We start from the raw sequence: 22,142 nt of genomic DNA, 5'->3' as shown, positions 1-22,142 counted from the left end.
AGATGCGATTCGAGATCAGGGCAGGGGGAATTTTCGTAATTCTGATCGGGCTGGTCGTGCTTTCGGGGGCGGTCTTTTTTCTCGGCGTGATGGCAGGAAACGAGATCGCCAGACAGAACACTCCAGACCAGTCGCAGGTCTCGTCGATGTTCCCGTTGCCGAGTCCGCCCGCGATGGCGCCGACGCCGACTACCGCTCCGCTTGCGGCATTAAATCCCCCGTCTGTTCCGGCCGCGGCTCCCGTGCTCGCTCCTCATACTTCTGCATTGCCCCCCATCGCGGCTAGTTCACGCGCCGCCAGTGCCGCTAGCGTCAGGGCGGCGGCGCCGGCAAACACGCGCGCGGTCGCAAGCGCCTCGACGCCTGCGGCCCCTTCGGCGCACAAACATCCGTACACCATCCAAATCGAGGCGGTGATGGATCGCGACGGCGCAAATCAGATGGTCCGTCGACTCCAGGACCTGGGTTATCCGGCTGCGGCAGAGACCACGGATATCGACGGGCAGACCTGGTATCGGGTCAAGGTTGGTCCGTACGACTCGCAGGAAGAAGCGGAAGAAGCGCAGGACAAACTTCGCGCCGCCTACAAGGCGCAATATATCCGCCACTAGCCCCCGGCGGGCTTGGCGCCCTCCATGTTGAGGATCATCATCGCTCGCCAAGCGCGAATGCTTTGATCAAGTGATGGGCGATGGCGATTGGCGGTGGCACCATGATGCCCTCGACGCGTTTGCCTTCGATCAGCTCGCGTGCGACTTTCCGCTCGATCCAGCGGACCTCGGCCAGCTCGCTCTGGTCGACTTTCACGTCGCGACTTGTGGCTTTGGCGAAGCATCCGATCATCAAGGACGAAGGAAACGGCCAGGGCTGAGTCGCCCAGTAGCTGACCTCGCCGACTTTGACCGATGCTTCTTCCATCAGTTCGCGGCGCACCGCCTCCTCGATGGTCTCGCCGGGTTCGATAAATCCGGCCAGTGCCGAAAACATCCCCTGCGGGAACAGCTTGCCCCGTCCGACCAGGCATGCGTCCCCATTGGTCGCAAGCATGATTACGACCGGATCCACGCGCGGGAAATGCTCGGAGTTGCATTTGTCACACAGGCGCCGATAGCCGGCATCCATCAGCCTGGTCGGGGCCCCACACTTGGGACAGAACCCGTGACGCTGATGCCAGTCGATGAGCGCCTTAGCCTGCGCGATGATCGCGGCCTCCTTGATGGAAACCATCTGCCCGGCGGCCCGCGCGTCGCGGAAGAAACCCAGCCCGGCAAGCGGACCCTCTTTGGCGGGGTTGTCGGCCGCGGAGATGTCAAGCGCGAACACGGCGCGATCGCCGTCGAGCCCCAGGAAGATGCAAGGAGCCCCGTCGGCGGCCAGGGCATCCGTCAGTCCCGGCTTGAGCAGACCCAGTTGAATCGGCGGCGCCGAGTTTTCAGGTCCGAGCAGGAACGGCTCCAGGCGCCACATCGGGAATATCAGGGAGGATGGATCGTGCAGCCTCGATTCGATCCAGTTGGCCTCCAGGCGTTTTTCGCTTGCTCGATTGAGAGGGTTACCTGCAAAAGGAATCATTCAGCTTCTCCGAAAGAGGCCCAGAAAAATGGCTGCTTGTCTTTGTGCCGCCCAAACTAGCCCTTTTTTGCAATGGATTGCACACACGATAATCAGGCGGAAGGCTATGTGGCCACCGTATCGATCTGCCAGAGAGCAGCTAGACGGTTGACATCGGCTGAACGCGCGTAGATCATGTAGAGCCGATGAAGAACTGCACGAACCAGAAGGCTTGGGCTTGGCGCTGGCACGTCGCCGCACCCGCCTGCGCGCTGGTTTTGTAGTCTACACACGAAACCAAGTTCAAACGGCCGCAGGCGAAGAACCTGCGGCCTTTTTTTTGGTTACCGAATGCTTGGAGCTGAACGACAGGCACATGAAGATTCCCGGTCCGGAAAAAAAACCTTCTTTCCGACCTCGCCCGCGGAGAAGTCGAACGCCTCGTCGGAGAGTGGGTCGGCAAACCTTTCGGAGTTGAGGGGCACTACGATGCTGTATCCGACCGAGCGCGAATTCGAAGACTTGCGCAGCCAGGGTTACAACCTGATTCCGGTCTCGCGCGAAATTGCTGCTGATCTGGAAACCCCGGTCTCGGCGTTTTTGAAAGTCGCGCGAGGCGACTACGCGTTTCTCCTGGAAAGCGTACGCGGCGGAGAGAAGTGGGGCCGCTACACCTTTTTGGGCTCGGAACCCTCAATGGTCATTCGCGCGCGCGGGAACCGGATGGACCTTATCCGGCCGGGCCGCGGCATCGAGGTTCGTTCGATTAGCAACGCGTTCGATGAACTCGGTGCGGAGGTGAAACGCTTTCGCGCTCCCGAGCTTCCCGGACTGCCGCCGTTTTTCGGCGGCGCGGTGGGCTTTCTCGCCTACGACGTCGTGCGCTGCTTCGAGCGGATTCCACAGACCGTCGAGGATGATCTGGGCGTGCCGGACCTCTACATGATGTTCACAGAGACCATGTTGATGTTCGACAACGTGCGGCAAACGCTCAGGGTAATCGCGAACGTCCCAGTCGAGGACTTCCCGTCGACGCGCGCGGCGTATCGCGGCGCCGAGACCAAGATCGACGAGCTGATTCAACGGTTGCGTGCGCCGGCGGTCCCGCCGCGGCTCGAGGGCGCAGCGGCGGTCGCGAACGATTCAACCATCGTTTCGAACATGACCCGCGAGGGGTACATGACGATGGTAACGGCAGCCAAGGAGTACATCGCCGCCGGTGATGTTATTCAGGTGGTTCCTTCGCAGCGCTTTGAGTCGCCGCTCACAGCGCATCCCTTCAACATCTACCGGAGCCTCAGGACCATCAACCCGTCACCGTACATGTTTTACCTGCGGCTTGGCGATCACACTTTGGTTGGCGCCTCGCCGGAGGTCATGGTGCGGGTCGAGGGCCGCGATATCACGCTCAGGCCGATCGCCGGGACACGACCACGCGGAGCGAATGAAGCCCAAGACAAAGCGATGGAACGGGAACTGCTCGCGGATCCGAAGGAGCAGGCCGAGCACGTGATGCTGGTTGACCTCGGGCGCAACGACGTGGGCCGCGTCTCGGAAATCGGATCGGTCAAAGTTACCGAGTACATGGTCGTCGAGCGTTACTCGCACGTGATGCATATCGTGTCGAATGTAGTCGGGAGGCTGCGCGACGACTGCGATGCGTTTGATGCTTTCCGTGCCACCTTCCCGCAGGGAACCGTGTCGGGGGCGCCGAAAATCCGCGCCATGGAGATTATCGACGAAGTTGAGAGCGTACGCCGCGGCATTTATGCGGGCGCGGTCGGTTACTTCAGCTACACGGGCAACACCGACACCGCGATCGCGCTCCGCACCCTGCTGGTCAAAAACAACCGCGTGTACATCCAGGCGGGCGGCGGGGTGGTTGCGGACTCGGATCCCGGTGCCGAATTCGAGGAATCGGTGAACAAGGCGCGTGCCGTGGTTCGTGCCCTGCAGGCGGCGCGCGAGTTCGAGAAGTAACCGAGGCAGGCGGCCATGAGCGAACTAAAACCCAAACTGCTGATGATCGATAACTATGATTCGTTTACCTACAACCTGGTTCAGTACCTTGGCGAGCTGGGCGCCGCTGTAGTCGTTAAGCGCAACGATGACATCGATGTAGCGGGCGCACGTGCGCTGTCGCCCGACGCGATTGTCATTTCGCCGGGGCCGTGCACGCCAAAGGAGGCCGGTGTTTCCTTGGCGATTCTGCGCGAGCTTTCGGCGGAACTGCCGATTCTCGGTGTCTGCCTGGGCCATCAGTGTATTGGGGAAGCGTTCGGTGGGCGTGTCGTGCGTGCATCGCGGCTGATGCATGGCAAGACCTCGCCGGTGGTGCACGACGGCAAGACGATCTTTGAATCCATCCCGAGCCCGTTCGATGCGATGCGGTATCATTCGCTGCTGGTCGAGTGGGATACGGTGCCGGACTGTCTGGAAATCAGCGCGCGCACGGAAGAGAACGAGATCATGGGCTTTCGCCATAAGACCCTGAGAGTCGAGGGCGTGCAGTTCCATCCGGAATCGATCGGCACGCCTCAGGGCAAACGTGTGCTGGAAAACTTTCTGCGGCGGATTGCCACGTGAACGCCTTGCCTGCCGCCTTCGAGGATGTGCTCGCGCGTCGTTCGCTTGATGTAGTCACGGCCGAGCGCGCGTTTGGCGAGATTCTCGACGAGCAGGCGCCGGAGGCCCTGATCGCGGGATTTCTGGTCGCGCTCAAGCTGAAGGGTGAATCTGCGGCGGAGCTCAAAGGCGCAGCCCGCGCGATGCGCGCACGCGCACGCGCGACCAACCTCGATGGCACGCATCTGGTCGACGTCGTGGGCACGGGCGGCGATGGTTCGGGCAGCTTCAACATTTCAACGGGCGCGGCCCTGGTCGCCGCCGCCGCCGGCATCCCGGTCGCCAAGCACGGCAATCGCGCGATAAGCGGCCGCGTCGGCGCCGCGGATGTGCTGGAACAGTTCTTCGTCAAGATCGACCTCGACCCGGCGGGCTTGGCGTGCTGTCTGCGCCGCGCGGCGTTCTGTTTCATTTTTGCTCCCGCCTATCATCCGGTACTGGCGCGGCTTGCGCCGTTGCGCCGCGCGCTCGCAACCCGCACGATCTTCAATTTGCTTGGGCCGCTCTGTAATCCGGCGACGCCGCGTTGCATGGTGGTGGGAGTCGGAGATGCCGAATTATTTCGCCCGATGGCCGAGGCGCTGGCAGCTCTGGGGGTCGCGCACGCGCTGGTGGTGAACGGAAGTGATGGTATGGACGAGATTACACTGTCCTCTGCCACGCGGGTTGCGGAGATTCGGGGTGCAGAACCGGTTCGGGAATTTGAGATCGCGCCCGAAGAGTTCGGCATGAAAAGGGTAGCCCGCGACACCCTGGTGGCCAACGATGCGCCCCACGCTGCCCGAATTCTGCGCGCAGTTCTTGCGGGAGAACCGGGTCCCGCCCAAGATGTGCTCGCGCTTAACGCCGGCGCCGCGCTTTACGTGGGCGGAAAAGCGCAATCGTTGCACGGCGGGGTGGTTAAAGCGCGCAAGCTCATCGAAGCAGGCCACGCGCTCAGGATCATCGAAAGGCTCGCGGAGGCGAGTTACGCCACCGGCCAATGAGTTCTATCCTGGAGCAAATCTTCGCGGCCAAGCGCGAGGAACTGATGGCCACGCGAAACCGCGTGTCATTTGCGGAGATTTGCAACGCCGCAGCCGCCGTGCCGGCTGCCCGCGACTTCGAGGCTGCGCTGCGCGCGCGGCGGCCAGCGATAATCGCCGAAGTCAAACGTGCCTCACCCAGCAAAGGCGATATTTCCCCAGGGCTCAACCCCGGCGCGGTTGCGCGCGAGTACGCGGCGGCGGGCGCGGCCTGCATCTCGGTCCTGACCGACAGGCATTTTAAAGGAACACTTGAAGATTTGCAGACGGTGCGCGCGGCGGTCGAACTGCCACTGCTGCGCAAGGATTTCATGTTCGATGCGTATCAGGTGTACGAGGCGCGCGCCGCGGGTGCCGACTGTATCTTGCTGATTGCGGCTATGCTGGACGGGTCGGTGCTGCGTGAGCTTGCCGCCATGGCGCGTGAGCTCAAGATGGCCGCGCTAGTCGAAGTGCACAACGAGGCAGAGTTCGCGACCGCCCGAAAGATCGGCGCTACGCTGGTCGGAATCAACAATCGTGACCTGCATAGCTTCGTTACCGATATCGCGGTCACCGAACGGCTGCTCTCGCGGCAGCGGAGCGACGCACTGATCATCTCGGAGAGCGGAATCGATGCTCCCGAGGACATAGTGCGACTTGACCGCGCGGGTGCTCGAGCGTTTTTGATCGGCGAGAGCCTGCTGCGCGGAGGAGAGCCGCGCGCGAAACTGGCCGCGTTGCTGGATTCCCTGCCAGGCAGAGACTCGCGATGACGGTGCGGGTCAAAATATGCGGCGTGACCTGCATAGAAGATGCCGAGGCCGCCATTCTGGCTGGTGCGGATCTGATCGGGTTGAACTTTCATCGGCCGAGTCCTCGCTATCTCGACCGAGCCGGTGCGCGCGCGATTCGCGAGGTTATCGGACATCGAGCCCAGGTCGTGGGTGTGTTCGTCAACGAAGCGCGCTCGGTGATAGGGGACTGCGCACACGATCTCGGTCTCGACATGCTGCAGTTCCATGGCGACGAAGAAGAAGGCGCGCTGTCCGGTTGGACGCTGCCGGTGATTCGCGCGCTGCGGGTACGCACCGGTGAAGCACTTGTCGCAATTTCTCGGACTCACGCGGACTACGTCTTGTTGGATACATTTAATTCCGCGCTCTACGGTGGCAGCGGAGTCGCGCGCCCTCTCGAAGAGCTCAAGCAACTCGATCTTTCAAGAGTCTTCATTTCCGGCGGGTTGAACGCAGCCAATGTCGCCGCGGCTGCCGCTCTTGGCCCATACGGGGTCGACGCGGCCAGCGGCGTGGAGTCGACACCCGGCATCAAGGACCATCTCAAGCTCAGGAGTTTCGTTGCCAATGCAAAATCAACCAGATAGCCGCGGACACTTCGGCGAATTCGGCGGGCGGTACGTGGCCGAAACGCTGATGCCCGCGCTGCTGGAACTAGCCCAGGCCTACCAGCAGGCGCGGCGCGATCCGAAATTTCGTTCCGAGCTTGAAAAATATTCGCGCGAGTATGTGGGACGCCCTACGCCCCTGTTCTTCGCCGCCAACCTGACGGCGAAACTGGGCGGCGCGAAAATTTATCTGAAACGCGAGGACCTGTGCCACACGGGTGCACACAAGGCGAACAACGCGCTGGGCCAGGCGCTGCTCGCGGTCAGGATGGGCAAGGAGCGCATCATCGCCGAAACCGGAGCAGGACAGCACGGAGTGGCCGCCGCAACGATGGCGGCGCTGTTCCGGCGTCAATGCGAGGTATTCATGGGCGCGATTGACGTCGAGCGGCAGGCGCTCAACGTGTTTCGCATGAAGCTGCTCGGCGCCAAGGTCCAGCCGGTGGACTCGGGGAGCAGGAGTCTGAAGGACGCGATGAGCGAGGCACTGCGCGACTGGACCGCGTCGGTGCGCAATAGCTACTACTTGATCGGCTCCGCCGCGGGCCCTCATCCTTACCCGATGATCGTGCGCGATTTTCAGACCGTGATCGGCAAAGAGACGCGCCGCCAGATTGTCAAGCTGGAAGGACGGCTGCCCGATGTTCTGATCGCCTGCGTTAACGGCGGGTCTAACGCGATCGGGCTGATGCACCCCTTCGTGCAAGACCGTGACGTGCGCATGTATTTCGTAGAGGCTGGAGGCCTCGGGCTCAACGGCTGGCAGCACGCGGCGACCCTTACGGCGGGCCACCCGGGCGTGTTGCACGGAAACCGGACGCTGCTCTTGCAGGATGAACTGGGCCAGATTCGTGAGACTCACTCGGTCGCCGCCGGCCTCGATTATCCCGGCGTCGGACCCGAACTCGCATATCTCAAGGAGAGCGGGCGCGCCGAATACGCGGTGGTAACCGACGCCGAAGCGGTGGCGGCCTTTCAGCTCTTATGCGGGACCGAGGGCATCATCCCCGCGCTGGAGAGTTCGCACGCGATCGCGCATGCCGCCAGGCTCGCTCCAACCCTGCCCAAAGAACGGATCATCATCGTCAACCTCTCGGGACGAGGCGACAAGGACATGAACACGGTCGCGCGCGCGTGCGGCGTGACGCTGCGGGAGGGTGCGTAGGATGCCACACGGCGGAAGGATCGCGCGCAAGTTCCTCGAGTTGCGCGCTCGCAACGAAGCGGCGCTTATTCCGTTTATCGTCGCGGGAGATCCGGATATCGCGACCACACGCCGGCTGGTCCTCGAACTTGAGGCGCGCGGCGCTGACTTGATAGAGCTTGGGGTGCCGTTCTCGGATCCGATGGCGGATGGACCGGCGAATCAACGCGCCATCGCCCGCGGGCTTGAAGCGGGCGCCTCGCTACCCGCAATTCTCTCCCTGGTCTCCGAGCTCAGGCAGGCGACGCAGATCCCGCTCATCCTGTTCGGTTACTTCAATCCTTATTTACACTACGGATGCGAGCGGTTCTGCCGTGACGCAGCCATCGCCGGCGTAGATGCGATTCTGGTGATCGATCTGCCGCCCGAGGAGAGTGCGGAGTTGCTCAAGCCGGCGCGGGCCAACGGCCTCGACCTCATCTATCTGCTCGCACCGACCACGCCGCTGGAGCGCAGCCGGCGAATCGCGCGGTCGGCGAGCGGGTTCTTGTATTATGTCTCGGTGACTGGAGTGACCGGGGTGCGCAGCGAAGTGGGCAGCGACGTGGAAAGCAAAGTGCGGGAGCTGCGCACGGTGAGCGACCTGCCTATCGGCGTAGGCTTTGGAATTTCCACGCCGCAACAAGCGGCAAAGGTCGCGAACTTCGCGGATGCCGTGGTGGTCGGCAGCGCCATCTCGACCCTGATCGAGCAACAGATGGCGTCTGGCGATGCGGTCGCCGCGGCTGGCGGGCTGGTCGGTTCGCTCAAAGACGCGATGCGCGCCGCGCACCGAACCATAACGGCGCCGGCGGTTAGTTAAACGGAGGAATTGAGCAATGGCGCAAAGCACCCAACCTCCGGCCGTCTCTGCGCATGCCGCGCCGCCGCCGGTAGCCAGCGACGAGAACATCTGGACCAAATGTCCGACCTGCAAGGAAATCTCGTTTCGCAAGGAAGTCGAACGCAATCTCAATATCTGTCCCAAGTGCGCGCACCATTTTCGTCTGACCGTCAGCCAGCGCCTTGCGATCACGGTTGACCGCGGATCATGGCGCGAGATGTTCGAAAACGTGGCGATTGGCGATCCACTCAAGTTTGTCGATTCGCGACCGTATCCCAAACGGATGGCCCAGGCGCGCGAATCGAGCGGACGCAATGATGCGGTAGTAGTGGGCACGGCAGCGATCGAAGACCGCACGCTGGCGCTCGGCGTCATGGATTTCGAATTCATGGGCGGGAGCATGGGAGTCGTGGTCGGCGAAAAAGTGGCGCGGCTCTTCGATTTCGCCACCCGTAGGGGGCTCCCGGTGGTGGTCTTTGTCGCTTCGGGCGGGGCCAGGATGCAGGAAGGTGCGCTGTCGCTAATGCAGATGGCGAAGGTGTCTGCGGCGATCGCACGGCTTAGAGACGCGCGGTTACCCTACATCTCGGTGATGTGCGATCCGACCACCGGAGGCGTCGCGGCATCGTTTGCGATGCTCGGGGACCTCAATCTCGCCGAGCCGGGCGCGCTGATCGGTTTCGCCGGCCGGCGCGTGAGCAAACAGACCGTAAATCAGGAACTGCCCGAAGACTTTCAGCGTGCGGAGTTTCTGCTCGCGCACGGCATGCTGGACGCTATCGTGCCGCGCCATCAGATGCGTTTCACGTTAGGCCGTCTGCTTCCAATGCTGACGCGGCATCGTTCTGCGAGGCGTTCCAAAAAGTAGGGTGCTGCTGCGAACTCCCCGCCGCGGCCGGCGTCCGCGGGTCGAGCATTGCGGGATTTTGCCAGCAGACCCAGGCGCAGCTTAGGGTGCAAATCGGCAACAGCCAGTCTCGGTGAAAAGTCCAGTCACCTCCTTCGAGTGCCGGGCTGCGGCGGCAAGTGAGCTCGTCGCGCTGTGGCTTGCCAGTATTCGCGAGGCCGGGACGGCCTTTCTCTCGTCGAAAAAGAAGACCCCGACGTAGGTTTTTCTGAATCATTCTCGTTCTGGCGCAATTGAGGAAGAAAGGTGCAGACCGAGCGGACATTCGGAGCCGCGACAGCCGGGGGCCGCTGATTTCACTCGCCTTTCGTGGCAAGTGGCTCAGAGATAGACTCCGAGTTTGCAGTGGAAGAGCGGCTTACAAGGACTCTTGACTGGCTCTATTCCCTCGAGGCCCGCGGGGAAATTTACAAGCTCGAGCGGATGGAGAACGCCCTTGCGCTGATTGGCAATCCGCATCGCAAACTGCGCGTAGTGCACATAGCTGGCACCAAGGGGAAGGGTTCGGTGGCCGCGATGCTCGACGCGGTGCTGCGTGCGGCGGGAATGCGGGTCGGTTTGTACACCAAGCCGCACCTGGTGAATCTGGCGGAGCGCACGCGCATCGACGGGGCGGAAATGCCTGCACGGCGAATGCTCGAGTACATCGAGAAGCTGCGCGACGCCTACGATCGGGCAGGGCTCGCCCTGACGTTCTTCGAGTTTACGGTTGCCATGATGTTCCTTTACTTCGCCGAGGAACACGTCGATATCGCGATAGTCGAGACCGGGCTGGGTGGCAGGCTGGACTCTACCAACGTGGTGAGACCGATTCTGAGCGTTATCACGCCCATTGGGTTCGATCACATGGAGTATCTCGGCTACACGATTCCTGCGATCGCCGCGGAAAAGGGTGGAATCATCAAGCCCGAGGTGCCGGTTGTAATCGGGGCGCGCGATCATGAGGCGCGCGCCACGCTGAGCTCGATAGCCGCACAGCGCCGCAGTGCCACCCGGCTGGTCGATCGCGACTACACCTTTCGATCCCTCGCACCGCAACATCGCATTGACTACCAGGGCCTGGCGCTCTCGCTGAAGGACGTCGAGCTTGGCCTTGCCGGACCGTTTCAACACGAAAATGCCGCGATCGCGCTGGCCACGATCGAGGAGTTGCGGGCGCAGGGACATCCGATCGCGGAGGATGCCGTGCGGCGCGGTCTTCGCGAAGTCTGTTGGCCGGGGCGCTTCGATATCGTGTCGCACCACCCGCTGGTCATCTTGGACTGCGCGCACAACGAGCTGTCGATTTCGGCCCTGCTCGAGACGATTAGTGTGGAGCTGAATCCGGACGTCAGGCCGCATCTGGTGTTCGGTTGCCTGGCCAGCAAGCAGTGGGAGCGGATGGCGGCGATGCTGGCGCCGCGGGTCGCCGACGTCACGCTTGCCAAAGCCAAGCCCAAAAATCCGCTCGATCCCGAGCATCTCCTCCCAATATTCACCGCACACGTGCCAACCCGGATCGAGCGCGACCCCTTGGCGGCAATTGAACAGGTTGTTAAGGAAACGCCTCCTTCCGAAGTGGTGCTGGCGACCGGTTCTGTGTATCTTATCGGCGAGATTTACCCGTACTTCTTGGCCCGGACTGGGAGGAGAGGGCTGTTTCCTGAGGCGCCGGCCTAAATTATTCACACTCGCGGTTGTAGCCGCGATGCTTTTGGGCCTGGGGCGCTTCGCGCTCGCGGTGAAGCTCCCGGGGGGTACCACCACGGCGCGCTCCGAAGGCTCGCAGCCCATCAACGTCACCGGTCACGAAACGATCTACGACTCCAAGGAAGACACTTTCACCGTCATCGGCGACGCAGTGATGACCGAGGGCGGGAGCGTCATCAAGGCCGATCAGATCAAGCTTTATCGCCAGCAGCGTATCGCCATCGCGACCGGCAACGTCCATCTGATCGATCCGGACGTGGAGATGTGGGCCACGAGGGCCAAGCTGGACATCGCCAACGAAATCTTGGAGCTGGACAACGCGCGGGTTCAGGCTAGAAAATCCACCTATCGCCTCGACGGCAAGAAGATCGTCAAGCTCCAGGGGCAGAATTATCAGATCACGAGCGGGTTTTTCACGACCTGCACATCCTCGAAGCAACGCGCGCCCGACTGGTCGATTAGCGGGGACCAGATGAGTGTAGATATTGGCAACACCGGGACCGCCAAGGGTGCCTCGTTTAACATCCTCGGTTATCAGCCCTTCAAAGTTCCCTCGCTGACATTTCCCGCCGATACCGATCGGCATAGCGGCTTCCTGTCGGGGCGCCAGGGACAATCGGGCTTGCGCGGCTTTCAGTTGCTGCAGCCATACTACCTTGCGATCAACAAAACCCAGGATGCGACCGTCGCGCTTGATATTGAAACCCGCCAACGCGTCGGCGGTCTCGCGGAGTACCGTCTGACCAACGGGCCAGACGACTATTTTTGGGTGAATGGCGCGTTTTATAACGAATCGATTCGGAGCAACGCGAATCGCCACGGCGACATCGTCGACACTCAGGTCAACGACCCGTTCATCCCGGTCAATCGCTACGGAATCATCGGCATGACTCGCCAGCACATCACGGACAACCTGATGGTCTATGCCGATACGGTTTCAGTCAGCGACGACTTTTATCTGCGGGAAATGAATGTATGGACCCTGTCGAACGGCTACGGCAGCAACTGGGGATCGTTGCGCAACGCTATCTCCCATTGGGGAGTGCTGGACGAATTCGACCATGGCTACGCGCAGATGCAAGGCACTTGGAACCAGGACTTGATTCAGGCAAGTCCGTTCGCGCTGCAGGAACTGCCCAAGCTCCTCGTGAGCGGGCGGCAAGACCTCGCCGGCGGACTGGCGTTTCTCGACTACGATGCGCAGGGGACCAATTTCTACCGCGAATCAGGATTGGACGGGCTGCGGTTTGCAGCGACTCCCAAGCTCACCATACCGTGGCGCTTGGGTGATTACCTCTATGGCTACGGGGCGGTTGGCGTGCAAGGAAACATGTACGACACCTCCGGACACAATATTAACGTTACCCCCGTAGGGTTTCCGTTCGCCGGACTGCCACCAAAGGCGAATGGGAAGCCGGGGGTCCTCCTCTACAACAACGGCCTTTCAGTCGGACCACTGGCACAAGGTGGATTTCAGGGCATCGGAGTTCCGTCCCTTTCAACCGGGGTTGCGAGCGAGGTTGAGCGGGTTTGGGACGTAAATGGCACTCTGGTCGAGAAGCTCAAGAACACTATCGAACCCTTTGCGACGTATGCGTACGTGCCGCGCATCTACCAGGGGAATCTGCCGCTCTTCGATCAATACGATCGGGTTAACTCGCGCAGCCTGTTTACCTACGGCGTAACCACGAGGCTGTTTGCGAAGATCGCGCCGCAGTCAGCGGACCTGCCCGCCGATACCGAAACCGACGAATCGACCGGAGCCCCTGGCCCGACCAACCAGGGCTCGTCGCCCTCGGAGACTTTCATGCCGGGTGGCGCGTCCGCATTCAGCCACGGCCAGGAAGTCCGCGAGCTGGCGCAGGCTACCTTCATGCAAGCCTACGACGTTTCGCATGACTTGGGGCCGTTCGGCGACCGCGTTTCGGACTTTCAAAGCAACCTGACGGTCTTCGCGACCTCCTTTGCGGCGCTCGGCTCGCAGGTGGACTACAATCCGCGCAACCACGCCGGCATCACCTTCGCCAACGTGTTCCTGACGCTGCAACCGCCGTGGTCCCAGGTTTCCAACGTCTACATGGGCAAAGAGTTGCAAGGATCTTTTGTGCAGTTATCGTACAACTACGTAAACCCGAAAACCGCGGTGCTGCCGACCACTACCGAAAACAACAGCCAGTTCGCGACGATTAGGGCTTACAGCGACCTGGGTGACATGCTCGGCGTGTACATCGCGCCCAGCTACAATTTTTCCACCAATCAGCTACAGTACGCGGAGTACGGCGCGCGACTGAAATCAGCGTGTGATTGCTGGTCGGCCGACATGGGACTGACCGACTCCTTCAACCCCAACGAAGTGCAGGTTCAGTTCCAGCTGACACTGGGCGGTCTGGGCTCGATCGGACAGAGCCCCTTCGGCCGGAATCCCTTCCAGACCTATGGACTTGCAGGCAATCCGCTCGGCGTGTTGCCGCGCTGAGCTGGTCTAGAAATAGAGCAGCAGGATGTCAGCCGCGATCCAGAGGATCACAGCGAGCAGCAAGGGCATATCGCGGGTCAGCAATCGGGCGGGGTCGCCGCCCTCGTTGCGCTCATCGATCAAGTAGAGATAACGCAAAATTCCAAAGGCCACGAAGGGCACTGTCAGATACAAGTGTCGGGTGCCGAGCTTGGCTTCGACTTCGGCGGATGCGGTGTAGATCATGTAGCTGACCAGTGTCGCGCCGGCGACGATCGCGATCATTTGATCGATCAGCCGGATGCTGTACTGGGAAAGCGCGTCACGATGCACCGCTGCGCCATCGCCCAGCGCGACGAGCTCATGCCTGCGCCGCCCCAGGACTAGCAACAACGCGAGCACGAAGGTAATGAAAGCGAGCCAGGGAGAGACCTCGGCATCGATGGCCGCTCCGCCAGCAAACGCGCGCAGCACGAATCCGATCGCTACCGCGACGACGTCGATCACAACGAACTGCTTGGCCCACAACGAATAGGCGAACTGCAGTGCAATATACAGCACTGCGATCGCAAGGAAGGCGCGGCCGAGGGCCAGGCTCAAGATGAACGAGACGAGAGCGAGGGCGACTGCGAATAAGGCTGCTTCAGAGGCGCTCAGATCACCGCAGGCTAACGGCCGATCACGCTTCTCAGGATTAAGACGGTCAGCTTCGCGATCGGTAATATCGTTGAGCACGTAGGCCAGACTCGAAAGAGCACAGAAAGCGACAAACCCAACCCCGGCTAGCGCCGCATCGCGCGCGATGAAGAGCCGGTGACTGAACACGAGGGCCGCCAGGACCAGCCCGTTCTTAAGCCATTGTCGCGGGCGCGCCAGTGCGAACAGAGCTGAAGCCCGGCGCCGCTTCGTGTGGATGCCTTCGACCGAAGCGTTCATAAGAGATCGGTTTTACCGGCGCGCGCTTTCATCGCGCAAGGTCCGCCTCGCGGACCACGCGTGGAAGGGCTTTGTTGACAGGACGATCGGTCTTGACCAGGCGCCAAAAGTGGGAAAAAGAATAGCGGTTATGAGCACTGTCTCGCAGGAAAAAACCGGACCGAATGCCACCGTCGATCTCGTGGGGCTGCGCAGATTCGTAGCCGACCGCAAGCTTGGCGACCCGTCCGCGCTCCGCTCGGAGAACATCTCGTTTGGCCATTCCAACGAGGTGCACCTGGTGCATTTCGACGGTCGCTCCTGGGCGCTGCGGCGCCCGCCGCGGGGCCCGCTGCTGCCGACCGCTCACGACATGATGCGGGAGTATCGGGTGCTGAGCGCTCTGCAGAATACGCCGGTGCCCGTGCCGCGAGTGTTTGCCGCGTGTGACGACCCATCTTATATCGGAGCCCCTTTCTACCTAATGGAATATATGCAGGGCGACGTGATCCGCGCGGATACCTCGCGAACCTTTGCCAACACCCCGGAGCGGCGGCGCGCAGTCAGCGAAGCGATGATCGACCTGCTTGCGGCGTTGCAGGCGGTCGACTGGAGCGCGGCGGGTCTCGAGGGCTTTGGACGCCCCGACGGGTACCTCCCGCGGCAGCTTAAGCGATGGACCGATCAGCTCGATCGCGCGCTGCAGGTAACCACCTCAATTCGCCCGCTGCCGGTGATGAGCAAGGTGCGTGAATGGTTGGAGAAGCGAATTCCCGAATCGCCGCCCGCGACCATCGTTCACGGCGACTTCAAGCTCGACAACGTCATGTTCGATGGCAAGGCTCCCGGTGCCAAAGTGATCGCAGTGTTCGATTGGGAAATGTCGACGATTGGAGATCCGCTGGCGGATCTCGGGTGGCTGCTCTCCTATTGGTTGGAGCCATCGGACAGTGCCGAGCGCAAGGGCGTGACCACGGCGGTCACGACCGAGCCTGGATTCCTTTCGCGGCAGGAAATGGTTGACCGCTACGAAGCAAACACCGGACGCAAAATGACGGATTTCGCCTTTTACGAGGCATTCGCAATCTTCAAGCTCGCGATAATCATGGAAGGGAGCTATTCGCGCTTCGTGCGCGGGCAGACCGACGATCCCCTATTCGTGGCGATGAAAGAACGCGTACCCGCGCTCGCGGATGCAGCCTGGAAGGTCTGCAGCGCTGGCAAAAGTTGATACCTAGGTTGCGAGTGAGCTGGCCAGGGAGGTTGCCATGAGTGCATACCGCTTTATTGAGGTTGATGATCCTGAACCGGGAATCCGGCGCATCGCGCTTAATCGGCCGGACAAGCGCAACGCGCTTTCCAACGCTTTGCGCGGGGAACTGTTTGATGCGCTGCGTAAAGCCGATGCCGATCCCAGCATCGGCGCTATTATCATCAAGGGCAAAGGCAAATGCTTCAGCGCCGGCTACGACCTGGCGCAATCGCCCAACGAGCCGCTGCCCCGGACGGTCTCGCCAGGCGAAGGAGTCTGGCCGCGGCACCTGGTTGACGGCTGGTTCGAGATGTGGGACATGGCCACGCCGATCATCGCGCAAGTGCACGGCTATTGTCTGGCGGGAGGGACAGAGCTCGCGACCGCCTGCGATCTGGTTTACACGGCCGAGGATGCGCAAATCGGCTACCCGCCGGTACGAGCGATGTCATCGCCGGACTGCGCGTACCATCCATGGCTGATGGGCCTGCGCAACGCGATGGAAATGATGCTGACGGGTGATTCGATCAGCGGAATCGAAGCTGCGCAAATGGGGTTCGCCAATCGCGCTTTTCCCGCCGACCAATTGGAGGAGGCGGTCCTCAACGTCGCGCGCCGGGTCGCCAAGATTCCCCGCGACTTGCAGGCGCTCAACAAACGCGTGGTCCATCGCGCGATGGAGGTGATGGGCGCGCGTGCCGCGATCCGTTCCGCCACGGAAATCCAGGCGCTGTGTTTCCATCAGCCTTCGTCGCGCGAGTACATGAAGAAGATGCGCGAAAATGTGACACGCGCGCTTGACGAGCGCGACGCAAAATTCCAGGACTACCGCACCGCAGAGCATCGGAAGAAATAAACCGATATCCTGAACTTATGAGCCAGGATCGCCTACTGGTGGAACTCGCGCGCTTCATCGAGCGCGTGAATGCGGTTGCTCGCACCGGCCTCGCATTCAAGGCCGAAGGATTCGATGCGGAGCGATACGAAGAGCTGCTGATGGATGCGGCACGAATGCAGGCAGCGGCGGTCGACGCGACAGTTGAAGATGCAGAGACGATTCGGCGCGGATGGCGCGATGCGGTGATCGCTGGCTATGAGGGTTACGTTACGCCGGCGGTAGGCTGCGGAATCGTGGCGTTCAACGAGCGCAATCAAGTGCTGATGATCCAACGGCCCTCCGGAAAATGGTGGTTTCCAACCGGCTTTTGCGAGGTGGGCATTTCGGCTGCAGAGAACGTGGCGAAAGAGGCCATGGAGGAAGTCGGGTTGAGGGTGGAGCCGCTGCGTCTGATGGCGCTCATAGACAGCCGGAAGACCGGCGACCCATGGCGGCACATATACGCGATCTTGTTCTATTGCGGGATTGTCGGTGGTGAGCTGCGACGACATCCGCTGGAAGTGAAGGACCTGGGCTTCTTTACCCTCGATTCGTTGCCGCAGCCACTGCACGGAAAGGATCGAAAATGGATCCAGCTCGCGCGCGAGTTCCATTTCGACGGACGAGTGGAGCCATACTTCGACCGCGTGTGAGTCTGCTCGCCGACCAGCCCAGGCGAACCTCCTGATTTTTCCCCGGTGATCCGCGAGCATCCAGCGGTCGGAGGAGAAACCCGGGGACAATAGGTTCCGAAAGGGTCGCGGATCGCCAAAGGGCAGCGACACCCTCTCCGCCATTTCCGGTGAAGTTTTGCTTCCCCCTCCGAGAACTGTGGAAGTAAAAGTCCCTTCGACCAGACTATACGGACGCGCGGCGGGCGACTCGGCTCGCAAGCAGGAAAGCCCCCAGAGCGAAGGCAACTGCTATGGCAGCGGATGTCTTGAAGTGTGTGTACGAACAGAACGCGCCGGGTTCGGCTAGGTAAAGTCCCCGTCGCAGCGCCGTCATTCCATAAGTCAGCGGATTAAGCTTCATCGTCCAGCGTAGCCACAGAGGCGCGCCGTCGGCAGGGAAGAACGCGCCTGAGAGCAACCAAATCGGGATCAGGATCAGGTTCATGATGGCGTGAAACCCCTGGGTCGATTCGATGCGCCACGCGATCACGAGCCCGATGTTGGTGAGCGCGAATGCGATGATCGCCATCATCGCGGTAGCTACCACGACTGCTTCCGCGTTCAGATGAATTCCTGCCAGCGGCGCGAGCAGGAGAAAAATGATTCCCTGTAACAGAGCTAGTGTAGTTCCGCCAAGCGCCTGGCCCAACACCACTGAAGCGCGCGAAATGGGAGCCACCAGCACGCCCTGGAGGAAGCCCTCGCGCCGATCCTCGACAGTTGAGATGGTAGCGAATATCGCGGTGAACAAGAGCACCAGCACGATCACACCGGGGTAGAAGTACTGCGCGTAATTGATACCCTCGGGCATTCCGCTTGGACGAAATGAGGCGCGCAACCCCGCGCCGAGCAGCAACCAGAATACCAGAGGCTGGAGGATGGCGCCGGTCACGCGGCTGCGTTGCCGCACGAAGCGTGCAATTTCGCGCCACCACAGCGTACCTACTTGTAAACCTGCTTCTAGCATCAAGACTCACGAGCCGTGACGGCGGGTTCCGGCTCGGTGAGAAAGCGATGGCCGGTAAGATGGACGAAGACGTCTTCAAGCGTCGGCTTACCCAACGAGATCGATTCAATCTCGTCCGAAAAGCCGTCCATGACCTCGCGGACGATTTCATGAGCGCGTGGCCGCTCGATCCTGATTGTGCCGTCGACTATCTGACTCTTGAGCTTCAAGCGTTGCAGTATTTTGCGCTGTAATTGCTCGGGCGCGGCGGCGTGAACGACGAGTACGTCGCCGCCGACGCTGGCCTTTAACTCGCCAGGGGGTGCCATCGCGACCATGCGGCCGTCATCGAGAATCGCGATCCGGTCGCAGCGCTCGGCTTCTTCGAGATAGTGCGTAGTTAATACGACCGTAACGCCATCGCGCTCGCGCAAACTAGCCAGATAGTTTGAGAAGTCGCGGCGCGCTACTGGGTCCAGGCCCGTACTCGGCTCATCCAGAAGCAGGAGTTTCGGGTCGTGCAACAGAGCCTTGGCGAGTTCTACGCGCCGGCGCAGTCCGCCTGAGAGGGTCTCGACCAGATCGTTGGCGCGAGCCGAAAGACCCAGGCGGGCTAGTGCGGCCGAGCTCTTGTCGCGGAGCGTGTGTCCCCGGATTCCATATAGATGACCATGGTGAGACAGATTTTCGGCCACCGTGAGCTTAAGGTCGAGACTCGGATGCTGAAACACGACGCCGAGTTTTCGCCGAACCGCGGTCGTGTCCCCGGCGAGGTCGTAGCCGAGCATCGCGGCGGCGCCGGATTGGATAGGCACGAGGGTAGAAAGAACCCGAAAGAGCGTGGTTTTCCCCCCGCCATTGGGTCCCAGGAATCCGAAGATTTCGCCACGTGAAATGGTAAAGCTTACGTCGTTGAGCGCCGCGCGGTCGCCATAGCGAAAGACTAACGAGCGCGCTTCGACTGCGGCGGGGCGCTCTGCGACCTGCCCAACAATCGGATCGACGGCGGAAGTCGAACTCATGGGAATGGATTCAGTCGATGATTATCTCGCGGCTAGCGAACGCTATCAAACCCAAAGAAGCCGTGAAACAGCGCGGAGAGCACAACCTGTAAATGGTGCGCCGCACCAGAGTTCTCCAGGCGTCAGCTGCGCAGGAGTGGCAGATGGAGCCTTTGAGCGTCCGCTCACCGGTGCCGTTCCTCGAAATCGCTCTCAAGAAGCTACAGGGCAGAAGCCGCGCGGGTACGCGTCAATTCGTTACGGCGCCGCGTGAGGCTGACGAGACGACTTCCGCGTACTTGGCCATCACGCCGGATGTGTAGTGCGGTTTTGGCTTCTTCCACTTCTTCAGGCGTTGTTTGATTTCGGTGGCTTTCAGTTCCACATCCAGCCGGCGCTTGGCGACATCGAAAATGATGATATCGCCGTTACGCAGAGCGGCGATCGGACCGCCAACCGCCGCCTCCGGTGCGACATGTCCCGCCATCAGGCCGTGGGTGGCGCCCGAAAAGCGCCCGTCCGTGAGTAGGGCAACCTGGTCACCGAGGCCTTCGCCCACGAGCGCAGCGGTGACGCCGAGCATCTCGGGCATTCCGGGAGCGCCCTTCGGCCCTTCATAGCGGATCACAACGACGTCGCCGGGTTTGATCTGACGCCTGGATACCGCCTTGAACGCATCATCTTCCGAGTCGAACACGCGCGCGGGGCCGCGATGGGTCACCCGCTCATGGCCGGCAACCTTGACCACGCATCCCTCGGGCGCGAGGTTACCATGCAGGATAACAAGCCCGCCGGTGGTCTTGAGCGGATCTTCGACGCTGTGCACGACCTCCTGACCCGAGGTCTCCGATGCTGCATCGGCTTCTTCGCCGATCGTGCGCCCAGTGACCGTAGGCTCGTTGGCGTGGAGCAGGCCCGCTTCCTTGAGTCGCTTCATGATGAGCGGAATTCCACCAGCGGCGTGCATATCGGCCGCCATGAACTGTCCGCCGGGTTTCAAGTCGGCCAGCAGAGGGGTACGTGAGCTGATGCGATCGAAGTCGTCGATGGAAAGCTTGCGTCCTGCCTCGTGGGCGATCGCGAGCAGATGAAGTACGGCGTTGGTCGACCCTCCAGTCATTGCTACGGCGGCAATCGCATTTTCGATCGCGCGTCGCGTTACAAGGTCCTTTGGGCGGACGCCTTTCCTGAGCAGATTCATCACCATTTGCCCTGCCCGATAGGCGGCCTTGGGTTTCTCTGGATCGGTCGCCGGAATCGAATTGACACCGGCAGGCGAGATTCCCAGCATCTCCGAGGCGGTCGACATGGTGTTCGCCGTGAACTGACCGCCGCAGGCACCCACGCCGGGGCAGGCAACGCTTTCGAGGTTGCGCAGCTCCTGTTCGGTGATCTTGCCGGCGGAATGCGCGCCGACGGCTTCGAAGACATCCTGAATCGTTACGTTCTGATCGCCGTAGCGGCCAGGTTGGATCGATCCGCCGTAAATCATCAGCCCAGGTAGATTGAGCCGCAGCAGCGCCATCACTGTGGCAGGAATCGTTTTGTCGCATCCGGAGAGTGCCACGATGCCGTCAAAGAGATGGCCGAGGCTGGTCAGTTCGATCGAGTCGGCGATTACTTCGCGGCTAATGAGCGAGGCGCGCATACCGTGGGTGCCCATCGAGATCCCGTCGCATATCGCGATCGTGTTGAATTCGACCGGCGTTGCACCCGCATCGCGAATGCCGCGTTTAACGTGCTCGGCCAGGTCGCGCAGATGATAAGTGCACGGCATGATTTCGATCCAGGTGTGTGCGACACCAATGAGTGGCTTGGAGAAGTCTTCGTCGGTATATCCGACCGCCTTCATCATCGCGCGCGCGGGAGCGCGCGAAGGCCCGTCGAGGAGGGTGCTGCTGTGGGATCGCAGAGATTCATTTGAATTCGCCATGGTTTAGTCCTGAGTCCATCTGGTTCTAAAAGTGCCGCGCGGCAACATACAAGCCTTTACGTCCTTTTAATACAGGCTTGCGCCGGAACAAAAGGTCTTTTGGAGGCATTCGCGAGAGCTGGGCTCGATTTTAAGTGAAGAGTGCCTCAATGATCGGCTACGATTAAAGAGAGAAAGCAAAGGAAGTGGCTGCCATGACGTTGGTGGACATTGTCGTCATACTGGTAATCGCAGGTCTCCTCATGTGGTTGATCAATACCTACATTCCGATGGCAGCAGCGATTAAGAGCTTGCTCAACATCGTGGTCTTTGTTGTTCTGCTAATCTGGGTTCTACAGTCACTGGGGATTATCGGCGAGGTCGCGGGTATTCGGATACCTCCCCTCAAATGAGTCTCCTGACACGATTGCGGCCGAGAAGGCTATGAAATCCATCACCTGGTTCGGCGCGATTCTCGCTCTCCTGGGAATTGTCGGACTGGCAATCCCCGAATTTACCACCTCGCAGACCAAGGACGTGGCAAAGCTGGGCGATCTAAAGCTCCAGAGCACCGAGCACTCAACTCATGTGGTGCCGCAAGCTCTTAGCGGCGGCTTCCTCATACTCGGAGTTGTTCTTATCGGCGTGGGGGTTTTTCAGAAACGCTGACGCAGCCAAATAGTGGTGTTTTTTGCCGACTTAACGAAGGCTGTCTAATCTTTTCGCTTGGTGTTCGATCCTTTTCAGCGCACCCACAAAGATCGAAACGGAATAAACACTGAGCTTTGTGCATCCGATGCATGCTGCTGATATGTAAGAAATCCGGATCTGAGGTACACGCTGTCGTCCGGCGGCCAGCATGTCGTCTTCCCTACGCATGGAAACAGTAAAAAACCACTATC

General features: G+C 60.9%; 21 protein-coding genes. 16 read left to right on the top strand and 5 right to left on the bottom strand.

Annotation, left to right across the window (positions count from 1 at the left end):
• Positions 1 to 2 precede the first annotated feature (2 nt).
• A complete protein-coding gene (locus tag VGI36_05685) occupies positions 3 to 611 on the top strand; it encodes an SPOR domain-containing protein (protein ID HEY2484617.1) in 609 nt (202 codons plus the stop codon).
• A 37-nt stretch (positions 612 to 648) separates the two neighbouring features.
• On the opposite strand, the gene nudC is transcribed toward VGI36_05685, so the two are convergent.
• The gene (gene nudC / locus VGI36_05680; GenBank protein HEY2484616.1) at positions 649 to 1,572 is read right to left on the bottom strand and encodes an NAD(+) diphosphatase; all 924 of its coding nucleotides are present in this window, start codon (positions 1,570 to 1,572) and stop codon (positions 649 to 651) included.
• Positions 1,573 to 2,040: 468 nt separating this feature from the next.
• Between nudC and trpE the strand changes: the two genes are divergently transcribed.
• From trpE to lptD, 10 genes are all read left to right on the top strand, one after another.
• Positions 2,041 to 3,531 carry an anthranilate synthase component I gene (trpE, locus tag VGI36_05675; protein HEY2484615.1) on the top strand — a complete coding sequence of 497 codons (1,491 nt, stop codon included), beginning with the start codon at positions 2,041 to 2,043 and terminating at the stop codon, positions 3,529 to 3,531.
• 15 nt (positions 3,532 to 3,546) lie between these two features.
• Positions 3,547 to 4,137, top strand: a complete 591-nt coding sequence (locus tag VGI36_05670; GenBank protein ID HEY2484614.1) for an aminodeoxychorismate/anthranilate synthase component II — start codon at positions 3,547 to 3,549, stop codon at positions 4,135 to 4,137.
• Positions 4,134 to 5,162, top strand: coding sequence for an anthranilate phosphoribosyltransferase (gene trpD / locus VGI36_05665; protein HEY2484613.1), 1,029 nt, complete (start codon positions 4,134 to 4,136; stop codon positions 5,160 to 5,162). Before VGI36_05670 ends, trpD begins: the two co-directional genes overlap by 4 nt.
• Positions 5,159 to 5,956, top strand: a complete 798-nt coding sequence (gene trpC, locus VGI36_05660) for an indole-3-glycerol phosphate synthase TrpC (protein ID HEY2484612.1) — start codon at positions 5,159 to 5,161, stop codon at positions 5,954 to 5,956. Before trpD ends, trpC begins: the two co-directional genes overlap by 4 nt.
• Entirely contained in the window at positions 5,953 to 6,564 is a 612-nt protein-coding gene (locus tag VGI36_05655) for a phosphoribosylanthranilate isomerase (protein HEY2484611.1), read from the top strand. Before trpC ends, VGI36_05655 begins: the two co-directional genes overlap by 4 nt.
• The gene (trpB, locus tag VGI36_05650; protein HEY2484610.1) at positions 6,545 to 7,750 is read left to right on the top strand and encodes a tryptophan synthase subunit beta; all 1,206 of its coding nucleotides are present in this window, start codon (positions 6,545 to 6,547) and stop codon (positions 7,748 to 7,750) included. Before VGI36_05655 ends, trpB begins: the two co-directional genes overlap by 20 nt.
• Before the next feature lies 1 nt (position 7,751).
• Positions 7,752 to 8,591, top strand: coding sequence for a tryptophan synthase subunit alpha (trpA, locus tag VGI36_05645; protein HEY2484609.1), 840 nt, complete (start codon positions 7,752 to 7,754; stop codon positions 8,589 to 8,591).
• Between the two features lie 16 nt (positions 8,592 to 8,607).
• The gene (gene accD, locus VGI36_05640) at positions 8,608 to 9,480 is read left to right on the top strand and encodes an acetyl-CoA carboxylase, carboxyltransferase subunit beta (GenBank protein ID HEY2484608.1); all 873 of its coding nucleotides are present in this window, start codon (positions 8,608 to 8,610) and stop codon (positions 9,478 to 9,480) included.
• 384 nt (positions 9,481 to 9,864) lie between these two features.
• Entirely contained in the window at positions 9,865 to 11,178 is a 1,314-nt protein-coding gene (locus VGI36_05635; protein HEY2484607.1) for a folylpolyglutamate synthase/dihydrofolate synthase family protein, read from the top strand.
• A 28-nt stretch (positions 11,179 to 11,206) separates the two neighbouring features.
• Positions 11,207 to 13,684, top strand: a complete 2,478-nt coding sequence (gene lptD / locus VGI36_05630; GenBank protein HEY2484606.1) for an LPS assembly protein LptD — start codon at positions 11,207 to 11,209, stop codon at positions 13,682 to 13,684.
• A gap of 6 nt (positions 13,685 to 13,690) precedes the next feature.
• Here the strand turns inward: lptD and VGI36_05625 are convergent, their stop codons facing one another.
• Positions 13,691 to 14,599 (bottom strand): decaprenyl-phosphate phosphoribosyltransferase, encoded by a 909-nt coding sequence (locus tag VGI36_05625; protein ID HEY2484605.1) that lies wholly within the window; start codon positions 14,597 to 14,599, stop codon positions 13,691 to 13,693.
• A gap of 130 nt (positions 14,600 to 14,729) precedes the next feature.
• On the opposite strand from VGI36_05625, the gene VGI36_05620 reads away from it, so the two are divergent.
• The 3 genes from VGI36_05620 to VGI36_05610 are packed head-to-tail and all read left to right on the top strand — an operon-like array spanning position 14,730 to position 17,360.
• Entirely contained in the window at positions 14,730 to 15,809 is a 1,080-nt protein-coding gene (locus VGI36_05620) for a phosphotransferase family protein (GenBank protein ID HEY2484604.1), read from the top strand.
• Positions 15,810 to 15,846: 37 nt separating this feature from the next.
• Positions 15,847 to 16,686 (top strand): enoyl-CoA hydratase-related protein, encoded by an 840-nt coding sequence (locus VGI36_05615; GenBank protein ID HEY2484603.1) that lies wholly within the window; start codon positions 15,847 to 15,849, stop codon positions 16,684 to 16,686.
• A 17-nt stretch (positions 16,687 to 16,703) separates the two neighbouring features.
• On the top strand, positions 16,704 to 17,360 hold the full coding sequence (locus tag VGI36_05610) for an NUDIX hydrolase N-terminal domain-containing protein (GenBank protein ID HEY2484602.1): 657 nt from the start codon (positions 16,704 to 16,706) through the stop codon (positions 17,358 to 17,360).
• Between the two features lie 205 nt (positions 17,361 to 17,565).
• Here the strand turns inward: VGI36_05610 and VGI36_05605 are convergent, their stop codons facing one another.
• From VGI36_05605 to ilvD, 3 genes are all read right to left on the bottom strand, one after another.
• Positions 17,566 to 18,348, bottom strand: a complete 783-nt coding sequence (locus VGI36_05605; GenBank protein ID HEY2484601.1) for an ABC transporter permease — start codon at positions 18,346 to 18,348, stop codon at positions 17,566 to 17,568.
• Positions 18,348 to 19,349 (bottom strand): ABC transporter ATP-binding protein, encoded by a 1,002-nt coding sequence (locus VGI36_05600; GenBank protein HEY2484600.1) that lies wholly within the window; start codon positions 19,347 to 19,349, stop codon positions 18,348 to 18,350. Before VGI36_05600 ends, VGI36_05605 begins: the two co-directional genes overlap by 1 nt.
• A gap of 229 nt (positions 19,350 to 19,578) precedes the next feature.
• Positions 19,579 to 21,261, bottom strand: a complete 1,683-nt coding sequence (ilvD, locus tag VGI36_05595; protein ID HEY2484599.1) for a dihydroxy-acid dehydratase — start codon at positions 21,259 to 21,261, stop codon at positions 19,579 to 19,581.
• Positions 21,262 to 21,455: 194 nt separating this feature from the next.
• Between ilvD and VGI36_05590 the strand changes: the two genes are divergently transcribed.
• Together VGI36_05590 and VGI36_05585 are read left to right on the top strand one after the other, a co-directional pair.
• Positions 21,456 to 21,653, top strand: coding sequence for a Thivi_2564 family membrane protein (locus VGI36_05590; GenBank protein HEY2484598.1), 198 nt, complete (start codon positions 21,456 to 21,458; stop codon positions 21,651 to 21,653).
• Positions 21,654 to 21,684: 31 nt separating this feature from the next.
• A complete protein-coding gene (locus tag VGI36_05585; protein HEY2484597.1) occupies positions 21,685 to 21,909 on the top strand; it encodes a hypothetical protein in 225 nt (74 codons plus the stop codon).
• The last annotated feature ends 233 nt before the right edge of the window (positions 21,910 to 22,142 follow it).

The sequence above is a fragment of the Candidatus Binataceae bacterium genome (assembly GCA_036495685.1).
Classification (GTDB): Bacteria; Desulfobacterota; Binatia; order Binatales; family Binataceae; genus JAFAHS01.
The sequence above is the reverse complement of the archived record's forward strand: the minus strand, read 5'-3'. Positions and strand labels throughout refer to the sequence as shown.